At 66.0% G+C, this 18,242-nt stretch carries 3 protein-coding genes (1 of these 3 cut by a window edge); all 3 read right to left on the reverse strand.

Annotated elements, in window-relative coordinates; translation table 11 throughout:
* Tightly spaced (each overlapping or abutting the next), the 3 genes in view from AC1M7R_RS02640 to AC1M7R_RS02650 form a layout consistent with a single transcriptional unit that may run on beyond the window.
* A complete protein-coding gene (locus AC1M7R_RS02640) occupies positions 1 to 3,246 on the reverse strand; it encodes a non-ribosomal peptide synthetase (protein WP_490610221.1) in 3,246 nt (1,081 codons plus the stop codon).
* Entirely contained in the window at positions 3,243 to 16,781 is a 13,539-nt protein-coding gene (locus AC1M7R_RS02645; protein ID WP_490610222.1) for a non-ribosomal peptide synthase/polyketide synthase, read from the reverse strand. Before AC1M7R_RS02645 ends, AC1M7R_RS02640 begins: the two co-directional genes overlap by 4 nt.
* A protein-coding gene (locus AC1M7R_RS02650) for a non-ribosomal peptide synthetase (protein WP_490610223.1) crosses the window boundary here: on the reverse strand, positions 16,781 to 18,242 show its 3' end. It continues 10,883 nt past the right edge of the window; the window shows 1,462 of its 12,345 coding nt (coding positions 10,884-12,345); its start codon lies off the right edge, out of view; it ends in the stop codon at positions 16,781 to 16,783. The genes AC1M7R_RS02645 and AC1M7R_RS02650 overlap by 1 nt, the downstream gene beginning before the upstream one ends.

Consider the following 18,242-nt stretch of genomic DNA (forward strand, 5'->3'; position numbering starts at 1 on the left):
TCAGTTGCCCTGGGCGACCCTGGCGGCTTGCTGCTGCCGCGCCTGTTCGGTCAAGCGGGCCTTTTCCTCGGGGCTCATCGCATCCATGCGCAAACGCACCTGGGCCATTTTTTCCAGTTGCCCCGGGCTGCTTTCCACCGCCTTCAAGGCCGACGCCAGGGACGCCACCGTCGGATGATCGAAGACCAGCCCTGGATGGATCTCGCACTGCAACAGCTTGCGGATACCGGCCACCAACTTGATCACCAGCAACGAATGCCCCCCTGCGGCAAAGAAGTCGCGGTCGATGCCGATTCGCTCCAGCCCCAGCAACTGCGCCATACGCGTGGCAAGCAACTGCTCCAGTCCATCGCGCGGCGCGGCGTCCTGGCTATTCGCCGCCGCGCCGGCCAGCTGTTGCAGCGCCTTGCGATCAATCTTGCCGTTGGCCAACCGTGGGAATTGTTCGATCAGTTGCAGGTGCGCTGGCACCATCACATTGGGCAGGCGAGCGCTCAGCCCGCTACGCGCGGTGTCCAGCAAGCCCACCGATTGCCCCGGCTGCGCCACGACGAAGGCCAGCAGTCCCTGTTCGGCCGACGCTGCCGGCAGCACCAGTGCTTCAGCCACCCCTGGCAGGCGCAGCAGCTCGGCCTCGATTTCCGCCAGTTCGATACGGAACCCGCGCACCTTGACCTGCTGATCGCGCCGACCATGCAACTGGATCGCACCGTCCGCGCGGTAACGCGCCAGGTCGCCGGTGCGATACAACCGCTGCGCCGGATCGAAAGGACTCTGGATGAACGCTTGCCCATCGGCTTCGGCATCCAGATAGCCCCGGCACAGCTGCGCGCCGCCCAGGTACAACTCACCCAGCATGCCCACCGGCGCCAGGCGCAGGTCGGCGTCCAGCACGTAGACCCGGTTATTGCCCAGCACCTGGCTGAGGGCCGAGCAATCGTCGGCACCACCGTCCAGGGTCAACGGATGGATCATCACGCCAACCGTGGCCTCGGTCGGCCCATAGTGGTTGAACACCCGGCAATCGCCACGCACCCGCGCAATGCGCTCGATCAACGGAGCCGCAATCGGTTCCCCCCCGAGAATCAACGTTCGCGGCAGCGTCGCCCGCTCAGTGTCGAGCAGCGCCGCCAGATGCGACGGTACGATCTTCAGGCAGTCGATCGCGTGTCGCTGCAGGTACTCGGCGAACAACACGCCGTCCTGCATCTGCTCATCACTGGCTACATGCAAGGCCGCCCCGTTGAACAACGCGCCAAACAGGGCCGTGTTGCCCAGGTCCGCCGCCACGGTGGAGCTCAAACCCACGTGCCTGCACTGCTCCAGTCCCAGTGCCCTGCTGGCCTGGGCGGTGTAGTTGAGCAACTGTCGATGCTCGATCACCACGCCTTTGGGCACGCCGGTGGAGCCGGATGTGAACAATACGTATGCGACATCGTTGCCCCGGGTGGCGAGCCTGGCCAATGGCGCGCTCGACTGACCGAGTTCAGCCACGGTCAGTACCGTGTGCGGCGCCTCCTGCCAGGCCGACAGATGCGCCGCGTCGGTCAGTAACAGCGTCGCGCCGGCCTGCTCCAGCATCAATGCCTGGCGCGCCTGGGGCCACTGCGCATCCAGGGGCAGGTAGGCCGCCCCCACGCGCCAGGCCGCCAGCATCGCAATCACCAGGTCGACCGAGCGCGGCAATGCCAGGGCGACCATCGAACCGTCCCCCAGCCCACGCGCCTTGAGCCCTCCCGCCAAGCGCTCGACCCGGGCATGCAGCTGTTCGTAGCTCAATTGCTCGTGGGCGTCGGTCAAGGCCATGGCATGGGGCGTTGCAACGGCCAGGTCGGCGATGCGCTGCGGCAGGTAACGGTTGTCCGGCAATGCCTGCATCGCCGGGTTGATCGCCAGCAGGCGCTGCTCCTCGACGTGTCCCAGCAGGCTGAGCCGCGCCAATGGGCTTTGCGGCGTTGCGAGGATCGAGGCCAGCAGCACGCCGTACTGCTCCAACAGGGCTGTGGCCGAGGCAGGGGCATAACGCGAACGGGCATAACACAGGTCGATCGAGGCTAGTCGCCGATCATCCTGCAATCGAACCTGCAACAGCAGCTCGAACCCATCGGCCTGCACACCGGCGCTTTGCGACACGACCCAGGCCAGGCCGCCGGCGTGGCCGGCAGTCGGCGCCTGCCCTGCCGTAAAGCCATAGGCCGGGCGCGCCGCCTCGAGGGTCAGTTCCGGCGCCCAGTATTCCTGCCAGGTTCGGTGTTCTTCGAGGCGCACCGCCAGCGCCGCCAACCACTCGTTGAACGGCTGGGTGGCCGGCAACGAAACGCACAGGGGCAAGTTTTTTTCGAACACCCCCACGGCGTTGGCGAAGTAATCGTAATCCTCGCGGCTGTCGTGACGCACACCCACCAGCGTCTGCTCGAGCCCGCCCAGACGGCCCAGCAGCAGCCACCACGCACCTTGCAGCAACGTGGCGAGGGGCTGACCGAGCTGTTCGGCCAGCCTTTGCAAGGCATCGCCTTGGGCAGGCGTCAAGGTCAGGGACAGGCGCGCGTCGGCGACACCCGTCTCGCCACTGGCGCCCCGATCGGCCAGCCAAGGCGTGGCGATGTCCGCCTGCACGCCTTGCAGGTGTTGCTGCCAGTAGGCTCGCGCGCTGGCGGCATCTTCATCGAGCACCACTTCGCTGCGCCATTCCAGGTACTGGGCGAACTCACCCGGCGTTTCGTCGCCCGGCGCTCCATCTTCCGGTGCCGAAGCCGCAGCGTATGCCTGCTGGAGGTGCTCGAGCAGCAAGCGCAGGGATTGCGCATCGGCACCGTAGCGGGCGATGCCCAGCACCAGTTGCCATTGCTGCGGCGCCAGGCGATAGAGCGCCGCCTGGACGCCTTCCGATTCGCCGGCCACGAAGGCGCGGCCCATCGATTCCTCGATCTGTGCCTGGACTTGCTCGACCCCTTGCTCACCCGTCCGTACCGTGAGCGGGAAGCGCCCGGCACCGCTGGCGACCTGACGCAGACCGTGGAAGCCGGCGACCTTGACCAGGCGCGCCAGCAGCATCGGCTGCTGCGCCAGTAACGTATCGAGCGCGAGCTGCAGGCGCTGTGGATCGAGCTCGCCATCGATGAGCACCGTCAGCCAGCGCATGGCCTCGCCACAGGTCGCCGTGTTCGGCAACTGCTCCAGTACCCGCTGTTGTTCGGGCGCCAGGGCGAAACCCGGATCCTGCGCGTCCATCGTGACCTCGTTCATGCTCCGACTTCCTCGGTATTGAGTTCGCCCAGGGCGGTTTGCCCGGCGACCGACGGACGCTCCAGGCTGCTGTGGTCGTACATGTCGCCCATGGCAACCACGATCTTGCGGGGGCCTTCGAACGGATCCCGGGCGTGGGCCACCAGCATGTTGTCCAGCAGGATCACATCGCCTTTGCGCCAGTCGAAACGCACCGCGCAGGCTTCGTACAGCTGGCCGATGCGCTGCATCACCTCGTCTTCGATCGGGGTGCCGTCGCCGTAGTAGACATGCCGGGGCATCCGTTCCAGGCCGAACATCGACAGCAGGTCCTCCCTCACGTCCGGGTCCAGCCAGTAGATGTGGTGCAACTGCACCTGGTTGAAGAACGACTTCTCACCGGTGATCGGGTGCGTGATGATCGCGGGCCCCGGTGTGCGGGTCTGCAACTCGTCGTTGTCGAGCCAGCGCCACTGGATGCCGCCGGCCCGGCAGCGGGCCTCGACTTCGCTGCGGTCTTCGGTCTTGAAGAAGTGCTGCCACGACACGTCGAGCTTGTCGGTGAAGGTGCGCACGTAGAGCAGCCCCTTTTCCTCGAACTTCTGGCGGATGTCCGCCGGCAGCCGTTCGTACATCAACCGGCAGTCCACCACCGGGGTCGCGCCTCCTACCGGCGCGGCCTGTTCGCAATAGAACATCTGCTTGCGTGGCCAGCGGTCCTGATGGGAGCTCTCGTTATGGAACAAGATCATCTTGCGCTCCGGGTACGGCGTGGAGCGGTAGGTGTTCTTGCCGCCTTCCTTCTTGGGCAGGTCGCCGTACTGACCATAAAGCCCCGGCTGTATGGCTTCAGCGAACGCCTCGAAGCCCTGGATGCCGTCCAGCTCGAAACCGCGGAAGAGAATGCCGGCGTGCTCGGCCAGCTTCTGCTCGATCAACGGCCGGTTCTGCTGGATCCACTCGATGACATCCAGGTGAGGCTCGCCCGGCTCCAGCATCAACGGGAATCGCTGGGGCGCCGCCACCAGCGATTCACGCACCCGTGCCGGGCGGGCCTTGGCCAGCGGCGTCACGGAACGCTTGAGGAACTTGCCCAGTTTATCGGCCTTGGGCCCCGGGACGGTGGCAGGCGTGACGGCTGCCGCCAAGTTGTCGACTGGCATGCTGATAGCTCCCAATTGAATGTCCTGATCAGCGACGATCTGTTCCAACAGGGCTGTCCAGGCCTGGATCAGGTACTGGATGCGCTCGTGTCCGAACAAGGTTGTGGCGAATTGCCAATTACCGCGCAATTGCCCTTCTTCTTCGTCAACGAACAGCGCCATGTCGAATTTAGAATGGGTCTGCAGCGCCGGCAGGAACTCCACGTTCAGACCGGCCATGGAACGGGTACGCACCGGGACGTTGTTCATCACGAACAGCACCTGCAGCAGCGGGTTCATGCCCTTGTGGCGAGGCACGCCCGACACGTCGACGATCTGGTCGAACGGCAGGTCCTGGTGCTCCAGTGCGCCCAGCAGGTCGTCCTGGGTCTGCCCCAGGAACCGCGAGAACGTGGCTTGGGCGTCAAGGCGCGAACGCAGGGGCAATACGTTGACGAAGAAGCCGATCAAGCGCTCCAGCTCCGGTCGCTCGCGTCCGGCCACGTCCGCCCCGATCACCACGTCTTGTGCCGCGCAGACTCGGTGCAGCAATACCTGGAACGACGCCAGCAAGGTGCTGTACAGCGTGACGCCAGCGCTGCTGGACAGCCGGCGCAAGGCCTCGGTCAACGCTGCGGACAGCTGGAACTGCAACGCATCGCCGTCATAGGAAGCGGTCTGGCCGCGGGGGTTGTCCAGCGGCAAGTCCAGGCGTCCCTCGTAGCCGCGAAGCCGCTGTTTCCAGTACTCGGCCTGACGCGCCAACACCCCTTGCTCTTCCAGTGCCTGCTGCCACAACGCGAAGTCCTGGTACTGGACCTCCAGGGGCGGCAGCGACAGCGGCTCGCCCTTGGCGGATGCCTCGTAGGCCTGCACCAGTTCGTTGATCAAAAGCCCCATGGACCAGCCATCGGAGATGATGTGATGCATGGCGTAGAGCAGCACATGCTCGGTCGGTCCCAGGTGCAGGATCCGCCCGCGCAACAGCGGCGCCTGCTCCAGATCGATCGGCGTACGGGCATTTTCCAGGGTCGCCTGGGCCACCCGCTCGCGTTGGGCGCTGGGCGAGAGACCGGACAGATCGATCACCGGGAAGTCCAGCCGGACCTCATCGGCAATCAGCGCCACCGGGTCGCCTTCGTCATCCTGGGTGTACGCGGTGCGCAGCACATCGTGGCGGCGGATCACCTCAGCAAAGCTGCCTAGCAGGCGCTCCACCGACAATTCGCCGCACAGGCGCAGCGCCATGGGCATGCCATACGCGGAGGTGCCGCCGGACAACTGTTCCGCGATCCACAAGCGTCGCTGCACCAGCGACAGCGGTGCCGAGCGCCGCGGCCCATGGGCCACGAGCCGTACCCCGCCAGAGTCCCCCGCCCGCACCGGCCCCTCCCCATGGCCTGCCATGAGCGTCGCCAATGCCTTGAGCTGTGGATGGTTGAACAGATCACGCAGGCTCAGCGGATAACGGGTCAACCTGCGCAGACGGGAAACGGCCTGGGTCGCCAGCAGGGAGTGGCCGCCGCGCTCGAAGAAATGGTCGTTGCGCCCGACCTGCTCCACTTCCAGCACTTCTTGCCAGACAGCGGCGATCCGTTGCTCCAGTTCGCCCTCGGGCATCGCGAAGCCTTGCTGCGCCTGGCTGGCATCGAAGCGTGGCAGGGCCTTGCGCTCAAGCTTGCCGTTAGGGCTGACCGGCATGCGCTCCAGCACGAACCAGTGCTGTGGAACCATGTAGTCGGGCAGGTGCTGGCTCAAGTGGGCCTTCAACGCCTGCTCCAGCCCCTGGCTGCTAGTGCCGTCGCCGCCCAGCCACGCTGGCGACTGCGGCACCACATAGCCCACCAGCACCGTGCCGTCCTGAGCGATGACCACGCTTTCGCGGACCTCGTCGTGCTCGGCCAGGCGCGCTTCGATTTCACCCAGCTCGATGCGCAGGCCACGGATTTTCACCTGGTGGTCCATGCGCCCGGCGTACTCGATGACACCATCGGCACGGTAGCGCGCCAGGTCGCCGGTCCGGTACAGGCGCGCACCGTCGCCGAACGGGCTGGTGACGAATCGCTCGGCCGTCAGCGACGCACGACGATGGTAACCGCGGGCCAGGCCTTCGCCGCCCAGGTACAATTCGCCCGTCACCCCCACCGGCAATGGCGACAGGTTGTGGTCGAGGATGAACGTGCCCAGGTTGGCGATGGGCTGGCCGATCGGCACCGCATCGCGACCTTCATCGACGCAGGTCCAGTGGGTCACGTCGATGGCGGCCTCGGTGGGGCCGTACAGGTTGTAGAGACCGGCCCCTGGCAGCTTGGCGAAGACCTGCAACTGGGCATCCACCGGCAGCGCTTCGCCGCTGCAGATGATGCGCTTGAGGCTCTGGCAACGACTGACCGCCGGATCCTGCATGAACACCTGCAACATCGAGGGGACAAAGTGCAACGTGGTGATCCGATGGGTGGTGATCAGCTCGATCAATTGCTCCGGATCGCGATGAGCCCCCGCAGGCGCCATCACCAATGTGGAGCCGGCCAGCAAGGGCCAGAAAAACTCCCAGACCGAGACGTCGAAACTGAACGGCGTCTTTTGCAGCACGCTGTCGCTCGCCTCCAGCCGGTAGGCGTCCTGCATCCAGCACAAGCGGTTGACCAGGGCCGAATGACGGTTGCCGGCGCCCTTGGGCTTGCCGGTGGAACCGGAGGTATAGATCACATAAGCGAGGTTTTCGCCCTGCAGTTCGACCGCGGGGTTGGCATCGCTGCGCCCCGCCAGCCAGTCGCCCGGCTGGTCAAGCACCAGGCTGCGCAGGCCCGTCGGCACGGGCAACTGGTCAAGCAGATGCCCCTGGGTCAGCAGCAAGCCAATGCCGCTGTCTTCGAACATGTAGGCCAGGCGATCCTGTGGATATTCCGGGTCCAGCGGGACATAGGCACCGCCGGCCTTGAGGATCGCCAGCAGGCCCACCACCATTTCCACCGAACGCTCCACGGCGATGCCCACCAGCACATCCGGACCGACACCGTGCTCCATCAGCAGATGAGCCAGGCGGTTGGCCTGGGCATTGAGCAACGCATAGCTGAGCCGTTGCTGGCCGAAGACCAGCGCGCAGGCGTCAGGGGTCTTCCGCACCTGCGCTTCGATCAGGCGATGGACGCTGTGGTCGAGGGGGTACTCGATGGCGGTGGCGTTCCAGCCCTGCTGAACCGCCAGCTGTCCGGCATCGAGCAGTGACAATTGCCCCACCGTGCGCTCGCCACCCAGAGCGATCTGCTCCAGCAGGTGCGCCAGGTGCTGGCCGATGCGGGCAACGTCTCCCGGGGCGAAACTGTCGCGGCTGTAACTCAGCAGCAACGACAGCGTCTCGCCCAGGTTCACTGCCAGGGTCAGCGGGTAGTTGGTCTGTTCGTGATTGGCCACCTCGCCGAAACGCAACGTGGCCGGCGCGCCCGCTTGCAACGCCTGGGAAACCGGATAGTTCTCGAACACCAGCAAGGTGTCGAACAGTGCCGCGCCGCCCTGCCCGGCCCAGAGCTGGATGTCGAACAGGGGCGTGTGCTCATGCTCGCGCAGGCTCAGGTTTCGCCCCTGGACCTCCTGCAACCATTGGCCGACGCTGTGCTCCGCCCGGGGGCTGCCGATCACCGGCAAGGTGTTGATGAACAGGCCGATCTGCTGCTCCACGCCGGCAATGGACGCGGGGCGTCCGGCCACCGTGGCGCCGAAGGCCACCGCCGATTGTCCGGTGCAGCGTTGCAGCAACAACTGCCAGGCCGCTTGCACCAGGGTGTTGACTGTCACCTTCTGCTCTCGGGCAAAGGCATGCAGCCGCGCCGTGGCGCGCTCATCGAGCCACTGCTCGTACTCGCCGTGGCCGGTGACTGCCTCACTGCGCGAGTCCCGGGCAAAGGCCCCTGCCAGGTGTGTCGGCTCGTCCAGCTCGGCCAATTGTGCGCGCCAGAACCGCTCGCTGGCCTGGGGATCCTGGGCCGACAACCAGTCGATGTAGTCACGGTAGCGTCCAGCCGGTCGCGCCGGTGCCTGGCCGCTGTAGCGCTGCAGCACTTCACCGAGCAACTGCGAATTGCTCCAGCCGTCCATCAGGATGTGATGGCTGGTGTAGATCAGGTGATAGCGATCCTGCGCCACCCGCACCACGGCCAAGCGCAGCAACGGCGCGGCGTCCAGCGCGAAGCCTTGCTGGCGCTGGGCCAGGGCGAGAGCGTCCAGGTCCCGGGACAGCCCGGGGTTGGCATGCCCGTCGTGGAACAGGAATTCAACCTCCACCCGTTTGTGCACCACCTGCAGGGCCCGCTTGAAATCGCCCTCCCAGACGAAACTGCTGCGCAGCACTTCATGGGCATCCATGGCGGCCTGCCAGGCCTGGCGGAAGCGCTCGACCTGCAGCCCCTCGACGTCCACGCGCAGTTGATTGATGTAGTTGCCCGCCTGCTGCTCGTAGAGGGTATGGAACAGCATGCCCTGCTGCATGGGCGACAACGGGTAGATGTCTTCGACCTGCCCGGGCGCCACGGCCAGGGCATCCAGCTGGGCCTGGGTCAGGCCGGCCAGGGGGAAGTCCGAAGGCGTGAAGCCCTGGTGCTGCGCCTGGCAGCAATGCTCGATCAGCGCCAGCAATTCCCGGCCGTAGTCCAGGGCCAGGGCCTGGACGGCGGCCGGGTCGAACATCTGTGTGCTGAACGCCCAGTCGATGCTCAGTTCACCGGCATAGACACTGCCGTTGAGCGTCAGCCAGTTGTCCAGCGGCGCCAGGGGACTCTGGGGCGCACCGGCCGATTCACTGGCCGGGACAAACAAGCCGTCGGCATCGTCGGTAAAGCCGCTGTCGAACTGGCCCAGGTAGTTGAACGTGATGCGAGGCATGGGCAGGGCCGCCAGGGTGCGACGCGTCTGCTCGTCGCCCAGGTAGCGCAGCACACCGAATCCGAGCCCCTTGTCGGGGATCGCCCGCAACTGCTCCTTGATGGTCTTGATGGAGTCCGCCGCAGTGGCCGCTGGCGTCAGGCGCACCGGGAACAGGCTGGTGAACCAGCCCACGCTGCGGCTCAGGTCCAGGTCATCGAACAACGCCTCGCGGCCATGCCCCTCCAATTGAATCAGGGTGGAGTCTTCGCCAGTCCAGCGGCCGATTACCCGGGCCAGGGCCGTCAGCAGCAGATCGTTGACCTGGGTGCGATACGCCGCCGGCGCTTGCTGCAAGAGGCGCTGGGTCTGCTGTTTATCCAGGCGTGTCTGGACCTGCGCGGCATGGCACCTGAGCATGCCCCCTTGGGGGCGGTCACAAGGCAGGTCGGCGCGTGCGCCTGCCAACTGGCCTTGCCAATAAGCCATCTGGGCCTGTAGCGCCGCGCTGCCGGCATGGGCCTGCAAACGTTGCGCCCAGGCCTGGGTGGCGCTGGTCTTGGCCGCAAGCGCCGGGGGCTGTCCGGCTTGCAGTTGGGCATAAGCCTGTTGCAGGTCTTCCAGCAGAATGCGCCAGGAGACACCGTCCACCACCAGGTGATGGATCACCAGCAGCAGCCGCTGGCTGCCGTCGGCCAGGTTCGCCAAGACCCCGCGCAACAGCGTGCCATGGTCCAGTGCGAGGCTGCGCTGGGCCCGTTCGGCCAATTGTTCGAGCGCCGGGGCATCGGCCACCTCTGCGGCCCACAACAGCGGCGAGTCTTGCCACACCGCGTGCTGTTCGGCGAGTGTGCGATGGCGAGCGAGCCAGCCATCGCCCTCACGGACGAAGGCCAGGCGCAAGGCATCGTGATGGGCAACCAGCGCTTGCAGCGCCTGCTCCAGATGCCCGGCGTGGACCGGCCGCCTGCCCTTGAGCAGCAACGATTGGTTCCAGTGATGCGGCTCGGCCATGTCCAGGTCGAAGAACAGTTGCTGGAACGGCAGCAACGGCGCATCGCCCGTCACCGGGCCTTGGTCGATAACCGGGCCGCTGTCGCCCATGCTCGCCACGCCGGCCAGGCCCTGGATGGTCTGGTGGACGAACAGGTCCTTGGGACTGAAATGGATGCCCGCCTGGCGAGCCCGGCTGACCACCTGGATGGAGATGATGGAATCGCCCCCGAGCTCGAAGAAGTTGTCGTGGATACCCACCTGCCCAACCCCCAGCACGCTTTGCCAGATGTCGGCCAGGGCCTGTTCCAGGGCCGTGCCCGGTGCGATGCAGGCCTTGGGACTGGCGTTGATATCGGCACGGGGCAGTGCCTTGCGCTCCAGTTTGCCGTTGGGGCTGACAGGCATCCTTTCCAGCCACAGCCATCGCTGCGGCACCATGTAGTCGGGCAATGCGCGGCCCAGGTGATCCCTGAGGCGGGCTTGCAGTGCCTGGCGGGCATCGTCGTCGGCGTCCAGCAGCTCGGCACGGGTGGGCACCAGGTAGGCCACCAGCAAGGTACCGTCCTGAGCGATGACCACCGTTTCGCGCACCTCTTCGTGCTCGGCCAGGCGCGCTTCGATTTCCCCCAGCTCGATGCGCAGGCCACGGATCTTCACCTGGTGGTCCATGCGTCCGGCGTATTCGATCACGCCATCGGCGCGGTACCGCGCCAGGTCACCGGTGCGATACAGCCGTTGTCCCTGGCCGAAGGGCCCGGTGACGAACCGCTCGGCCGTCAGTGCGGCGCGGCGATGGTAGCCGCGGGCCAGCCCCTCTCCCGCCAGGTACAGCTCGCCCATCACGCCCACCGGCACCGGGGCCAGTTCGTCGTCCAGGATATAGGTGCCCAGATTGGCGATCGGCTGGCCGATGGGCACGCTGTCGCGACCCTCCTCGACACAGGTCCAGTGTGTCACGTCGATGGCCGCCTCAGTGGGGCCGTAGAGGTTGTACAGGCCGGCATTCGGCAGCTTGGCGAACACCTGCTGCTGCGCGTCCACCGGCAACGCTTCACCACTGCAGACGATGCGCTTGAGGCTGGTGCAATCGGCTACGTGGGGATCTTGCACGAAGGCCTGTAACATCGATGGAACGAAGTGCAGCGTGGTAATGCGGTGCGCGGTGATCAGCCCGATCAGTTGGGTCGGGTCGCGATGTGCCCCCGGCGCGGCCACCACCAGGGTCGAACCGGTCATCAGCGGCCAGAAGAACTCCCACACCGACACATCGAAACTGAACGGCGTTTTTTGCAACACGCTGTCCGTGGAATCGAGCCCATAGGCCTGCTGCATCCAGCACAGCCGGTTGACCAGCGCCGAATGCCGGTTGCCCGCGCCCTTGGGCTTGCCGGTGGAACCGGAGGTATAGATCACATACGCCAGGTTCTCGCCGTGGACGTCGACCTGCGGATCGCTGTCGCGGTCGGCATACAGGCCGTCGTCAGGCGCGTCCAGCAGCAGGCTGTGCATGCCGCCCGGGATCGGCAGCAGGTCCAGCAAATGGCCCTGGGTCAGCAGCAGGTCGATGCCACTGTCCTCGAACATATAGGCCAGGCGCTCCCGCGGATATTCCGGGTCCAGAGGAACGTAGGCACCGCCGGCCTTGAGGATCGCCAACAGTCCCAGGACCATTTCCACGGAGCGCTCCACGGCGATGCCCACCAGCACGTCCGGGCCGACGCCGTGATCGACCAGCCGATGAGCCAGTCGATTGGCCCGGGCGTTGAGTTCGCCGTAGCTCAGGCGCTGTTCGCCGAAAATCAGCGCCGGAGCGTCCGGGTGGTTGCGCACCTGCTCCTCGATCAGGCCTTGCACCGTGCGGTCGAGGGGGTAGCGAACCGCCGTCGCGTTCCAGTCGACGAGCATCCGCCGACGCTCGTCAGCCCCCAGCAAGGTGCATTGCGCCACAGGGCGATGCAGGTCCTGCACCAGGCTCTGCAACAGGTTGAGCCAGTGCTGGCCCATGCGCTCGATGGTGGCCGGCTCGAACAGATCCGTGGCGTAGGTCAGGGCCGCATGCAAGCCTTGCGGGCTGTCGACGGTGTCCAGGCTCAGATCGAACTGGGCGGTGCGCTGCGCCCAGCCCAGGGGCTCGACTGCCAGGCCGGGCAATCCATTGGCAAAGGCTGCATCGGTTTCGTTGCGATGGTTGAACATGGCCTGGAACAGCGGGCTGTGACTCAGGTTGCGCTGCGGCTGCAAGGCATCGACCAGTTGCTCGAACGGCAGGTCCTGATGCATCTGCGCCGCCATGGCGGTCTGCTTGAGCTGCTGCAGCAGCTCGGCGCCGGTCAGTTGGCTGTCGAACCGGGCTCGCAATACCTGGGTGTTGACGAAGAACCCGATCAACCGCTCGGTCTCCAGCCGCTGGCGATTGGCGATCGGCACCCCGACGCGGATGTCGGATTGCCCACTGTAGCGTTGCAGCAGCGCCTGGAAAGCGCCGAGCAAGAGCACGAACAGGGTGACGTTTTCCCGTCGGGCCAGTGCCTTGAGGGCATCGCTCAACGAAGGATCGATCACGATCGGCAAACGCGCGCCACGCTGGCTTTGCTGCGCCGGACGCGGATGGTCGGCGGGCAACTCCAGCAGCGGCTGTTCGCCGCCCAACTGCTCGGTCCAGTAGGCCAGTTGGCGCTCCCGCTCGCCGGCGTCCATCCATTGCCGCTGCCAGATCGCATAGTCGGCGTACTGCACCGCCAAGGGAGGCAATTGCGCGGGCCGCTCCTCGACGAATGCCGAATACAGGCTCATCAGGTCATCGACCATCACCTGCAACGACCAGGCGTCGGCCACGATGTGATGCAGGGTCAGCACCAGGATGTGCTCCTGCTCGCCCAGCGCCAGCAGCGCCACGCGCAGCAACGCGTCGTTCAGGAGGTCGAACGGGCCTTGGGTCTGCTGTTCGAGGAACGCCTGGATGGCGGCCTCATCCTCCCCGTCCAGGCGCCGCTCGACGACACTGACCTGGCCCTGTGGACGGATCACCTGGCAGGTGCGCCCGTCGTCTTCGACGAAAGCGGTGCGCAGGCTTTCGTGACGCTCCACCAGCGCTTCGAAGCTGCGACGCAAGGCGTCCTTGTCCAGCGTACCGCGCAGGCGCAGGGCGGTCGGGATATTGTAGGCGGCGCTGTCGGGGTCCATTTTCCACAGGAACCATTGGCGCTCCTGGGCAAACGACAGCGGCAGCGGCTTGTCACGTGGCACCGGCACCAGCGCGGGCGCCTGCGGGCCTTGGCCTGCGTCGAGGGCGCCGACGAAATCCTGCAACGTGCCGTGTTCGAACAGGCTGCGCAGCGGCACCTCGATGCCCAGCACCCGACGGACCCGGGACACCACCTGGGTGACCAGCAGCGAGTGACCGCCCAACTCGAAGAAGTTGTCTTGCAGCCCTACCCGTTCGAGCTTGAGCACTTGCTGCCAGATCTGCGCCACCTGTTGCTCGCGAAGGCTGCGGGGCGCCACGTAGGCCCTTTGCACCTCGCTGACATCCGGGGCCGGCAGCGCCTTGCGATCGACCTTGCCGTTGGGCGTCAACGGCAGCTGGGCCAGGAACACCAGGTGCGCCGGAACCATGTACTCGGGCAATTGCGCCTTGAGCGCGGCCTTGAGGGCGGTGCGCGCCGCGGCCTCGCCTTGCGGGTCGGGCATCGGACTGGCGGTGGGCACCACATAGGCCACCAGTTGCGCACCGGTCGGGCCTTCATGGGCGATCACCACGGTTTCACGCACGCTGTCCTGGGCCAGCAGCGCCGCTTCGATTTCCCCCAGCTCGATACGCAGGCCGCGGATCTTGACCTGATGGTCGATGCGGCCGATGTACTCCACCACGCCCTCGGCCCGATAGCGGGTCAGGTCGCCGGTGCGGTACAGCCGCTCGCCAGTGGTGGAGAACGGGTCCGGGACGAAACGCTCGGCCGTCAACGCCGGGCGCTGGAGGTAGCCACGGGCCAGGCCTTGGCCACCGATCAGCAGTTCACCCGGGGCGCCGGGCGGGTTGAGCGTCAGGTCGCTGCCGACGATGTACAGCGCAGTGTTGTCCAGGGGCTTGCCGAGGAACGGACGACTGTTGTCATGGCTCAAGGGATGCACCGCCGACCAGATGGTGGTCTCGGTCGGGCCGTAGAGGTTCCAGACCTTGGGCGAAAGCATCAGCAGCCGCTGCACCAATTCCAGCGGCAATGCCTCGCCGCCGCAGAGGAAGGTGCGCCCCGCCAGTCGCGAAGCCTGTTCGTGGTCCAGCAGCATGCGCCAGCTCGAAGGCGTGGCTTGCAGCACGGTCACATCGTGCTGCCCCACCAGCGCCAGCACCGCCTCCGGGTCCTGGTGCACGTTCTGGCCGGTCAGCACCACGCTGGCCCCGGCCGACATCGGCCCGTAGATCTCCAGGCCGAAAATGTCGAAGGAGAACGTGGTCAGCGACAGCATGCGGTCGCCAGCCGTCAGGCCGGGTTGGGCAATCATGCTGGTGACGAAGTTGCTCAATGCGCCATGGCGCACCATCACGCCCTTGGGTTTGCCGGTGGAGCCGGAGGTGTAGATCACGTAGGCCAGGTGTTCGGCACTCAGTGGCACCGCCGGGCAGGTGCCGGGAGCATCCTGTAGCGCCATGTCGGGCTGGTCCAGCAGCAGGGTCTGGAGGGTCGCCGGAATGGGCAACACAGCCTGCAGCCGGGCCTGGGTCAACAGCAGGCGGATGCCGCTGTCCTGGATCATGTAGGCCAGGCGATCCTCGGGATATGCCGGGTCCAACGGCATGTAGGCACCGCCGGCCTTGAGGATCGCCAGCAGGCCGACGATCATTTCGGCGCTGCGCTCCAGCGCGATGCCCACCGGCTGGTCAGGCGTCACGCCCAGGGCGACCAGGCGGTGGGCCAGCTGATTGGCCCGGGTGTCCAGTTGCTGGTAGGTCAGGGTTTGGCCATCGATGGTCAGGGCCAGCGCATCGGGGGACTGGCGGGCCTGTTCGGCGATGCGCTGGTGGACGCAGGTGGCCTGTGTCCCCTGCTCCACCACACGGTGCCATTGCCGTTGCATCAGGCGTTGCTGGTCGCTGTCGAGCAGCGGCAGCTCACCGATGCGTCGCTGCGGCGCGTCGACGATACCCTGCAGCAGGTTCTGCCAGTGCCGGACCAGACGCTCGATGGTCTGCGGCTCGAACAGGTCGGTGGCATAGGTCAGCTCGGCGGCGATTCCCTGCTCGGTTTCATACGTGCCCAAGGTCAGGTCGAATTGGGCTGTGCGTCCCTCCCACACCAGGTCTTCGATGCCCAGGCCCGGCAGGTGCAACTGCCGGCCCTGGGCATCGCCTGCGGTCTGATGGTTGAACATGACCTGGAAGATCGGGCTGTGGCTGAGGCTGCGCTCCGGTTGCAGTGCCTCGATCAACTGCTCGAACGGCAGGTCCTGATGCGCCTGGGCGGCCATGGCCGATTGCTTGACCTGGTCGAGCAGACGGTCGAACGGCAGTTGCCCGTCCACATGGGCGTTCAGCACCTGGGTGTTGACGAAGAAGCCGATCAGGCCTTCGGTCTCGACCCGGTTGCGGTTGGCCACCGGCACGCCGACGCGGATCTGCGGTTGGCCACTGTAGCGATGCAGCAAGGCCTGGAACGAGGCCAGCAACACCATGAACAGGCTGGCCCCTTGGCGCTGGGCCAGTTGCTTGAGTGCCGTCGCCAATTGCGGCGGCAGGTCCAGGTCCAGCCGTGCGCCGCGAAAGCTCTGTACGGGCGGGCGCGGATGATCGAGGGGCAATTCCAGCACCGGTTGCTCGCCGCCCAGGGTCCGGACCCAATAGGCCAACTGCCGCTCACGCTCGCCGGCTTCGAGCCAATGGCGTTGCCAGATCGCATAGTCGGCGTACTGCACGGGCAATTCCGGCAAGGCCAGCGGCGTGCCGACGGTGTCCGCCGCGTAGTGGCTCACCAGTTCATTGACCAGCACCTGCATCGACCAGCCATCGGCAATGATGTGGTGCTGGATCAGCGCCAGCACATGGTCGTCCTCGGCGATTTTCAACAGGGAAACCCGTAGCAGCGGCCCCAGGCGCAGATCGAACGGACGCGCGGTCTCGCGCTCGACGAAGGCCTTGAGGCTGTCCTCGAGGCTGGCGGTGGAGTCCGCGGGCAACGACTCGAGGCTGATGCGCAGCGGCAACTGCCGGTGGATCACCTGCACTGTCCGCTCGTCGCGCTCGATGAAGGTGGTGCGCAGGCTTTCATGGCGTTCCACCAGGGCGTTGAAGCTGCGCTCCAGGGCCGGTACATCCAACGGGCCCTTGAGGCGTAGCGCACTGGGGATGTGGTAGGCCGAGCTGTTGGGCTCCATTTGCCACAGGAACCATTGGCGCTCCTGGGCATAGGACAATGGAATATCCTCGAACCCGGAACGCACCTCGGGAATCGGCAGGTTGGCCGGCGAGACGCCCTCTTCGAGCATCTTTTCCAGGTACAGCCGGCGTTTGTCCAGGGGCAGAGTGATAAAGCGCTTGGCAATCCTCAAAGCAACACTCTTGTCCATCAGACTTCCTCCATTTCATCAAGCAGGGCTTCCAGCTTGTTCAGTTTCTGTTCATTGATCGGCCCGTCCCCGGTGTCCAGTTGCGCGACGAAATCCTGCAGGACGGGGTGCTGGAAAATCAGCTGCGGGGTCAGGGTCAACCCCAGTTCGAGAGCCATGCGCGAGACGGCGTTGACCGCCAGCAGCGAATGGCCGCCCAGCTCGAAGAAGTGATCGTTCAGACCCACGCGTTCCACGGTGAGCACCTGTGCCCAGATCGCCGCGACCTGTCGTTCCAGCTCGCTGACCGGGGCCACGTAGCCGGCTTGGGACAAGCCGGTCTCCACGGCCGGCAAGGCCTTGCGGTCGAGCTTGCCGTTCGGGGTCATGGGCAGTTGGTCGAGAAACAGCAGGTGGGCCGGGACCATGTAGTCGGGCAGATGCGCCTTGAGCCCGCCCTTGAGTCGGTCGCGCACTGCACGCAGGTCGTCGGCTTCCCGGTCCAGCGCAGGCGCCACCACATAGGCCACCAATTGCGGGCCTCCCGGCGCGTCCTGGGCCAGGACGGCCACCTCGCGCACCCCCGGTTGAGCCAGCAGTCGCGCTTCGATTTCTCCCAGCTCGATGCGAAAGCCACGGATCTTCACCTGATGGTCGATGCGCCCCTGGTATTCGAGCACGCCATCGGCGCGGTAACGGCACAAGTCACCAGTGCGGTACAGGCGCTCGCCGGTGGTGGAGAACGGATTGGGCACGTACTTTTCGGCGGTCATCGCCGCTCGCCCGAGGTAGCCACGGGTGATGCCCGCGCCGCTCAGATACAGCTCCGCCGGTACTCCCTGGGGCACCGGTTGCAGACCGGCATCCAGCAGGTAGCTGGCCGTGTGCTTGAGGGGACGGCCGATATTCGCCGTGCCGTCGACGCAGCGCCGCGCCCAGGTGGAATAGGTGGTGTCTTCCGAAGGGCCGTAGAGGTCGTAGACGTGTTCGACGCGGGTCGATTGATACAGTGCCTCCACCAGGCTCTGCTTCAGTGGCTCGCCCGCCAGGTTGATGATGCGCACGCCGGACGGGATATCGCCGCTGCGTTGCAACGCGGCGATGGCCGATGGCACGGTGTTGACCAGGCGTACCTGATCCCGCGCCGGCAGCTGCGGCAGTTCCAGGGCATTGCGGGCGATGATCAGCGAGCCGCCGTTGGCCAGGGTCACGAACAGCTCCCATACCGACAGGTCGAAGCACACCGAAGTGCAAGCCAGCACGCCCTGGATGTCGTCACGGCGATAGACCGACCTGGACCAGTCGACCAGCGCCAGCACGTTGCGATGGGCAATCGCCACGCCCTTGGGCTTGCCGGTGGAGCCGGAGGTGTAGATCACATAGGCGAGGTTGTCCGGAGTGACCCCGGTCGCCGGCGCATCCAGGGAATATTGCCCAAGCTCGATGCGGTCCAGCATCAGCACGGCGGTGTCGGCCGGAACT

Source organism: Pseudomonas sp. MS01C9 (assembly GCF_058202755.1).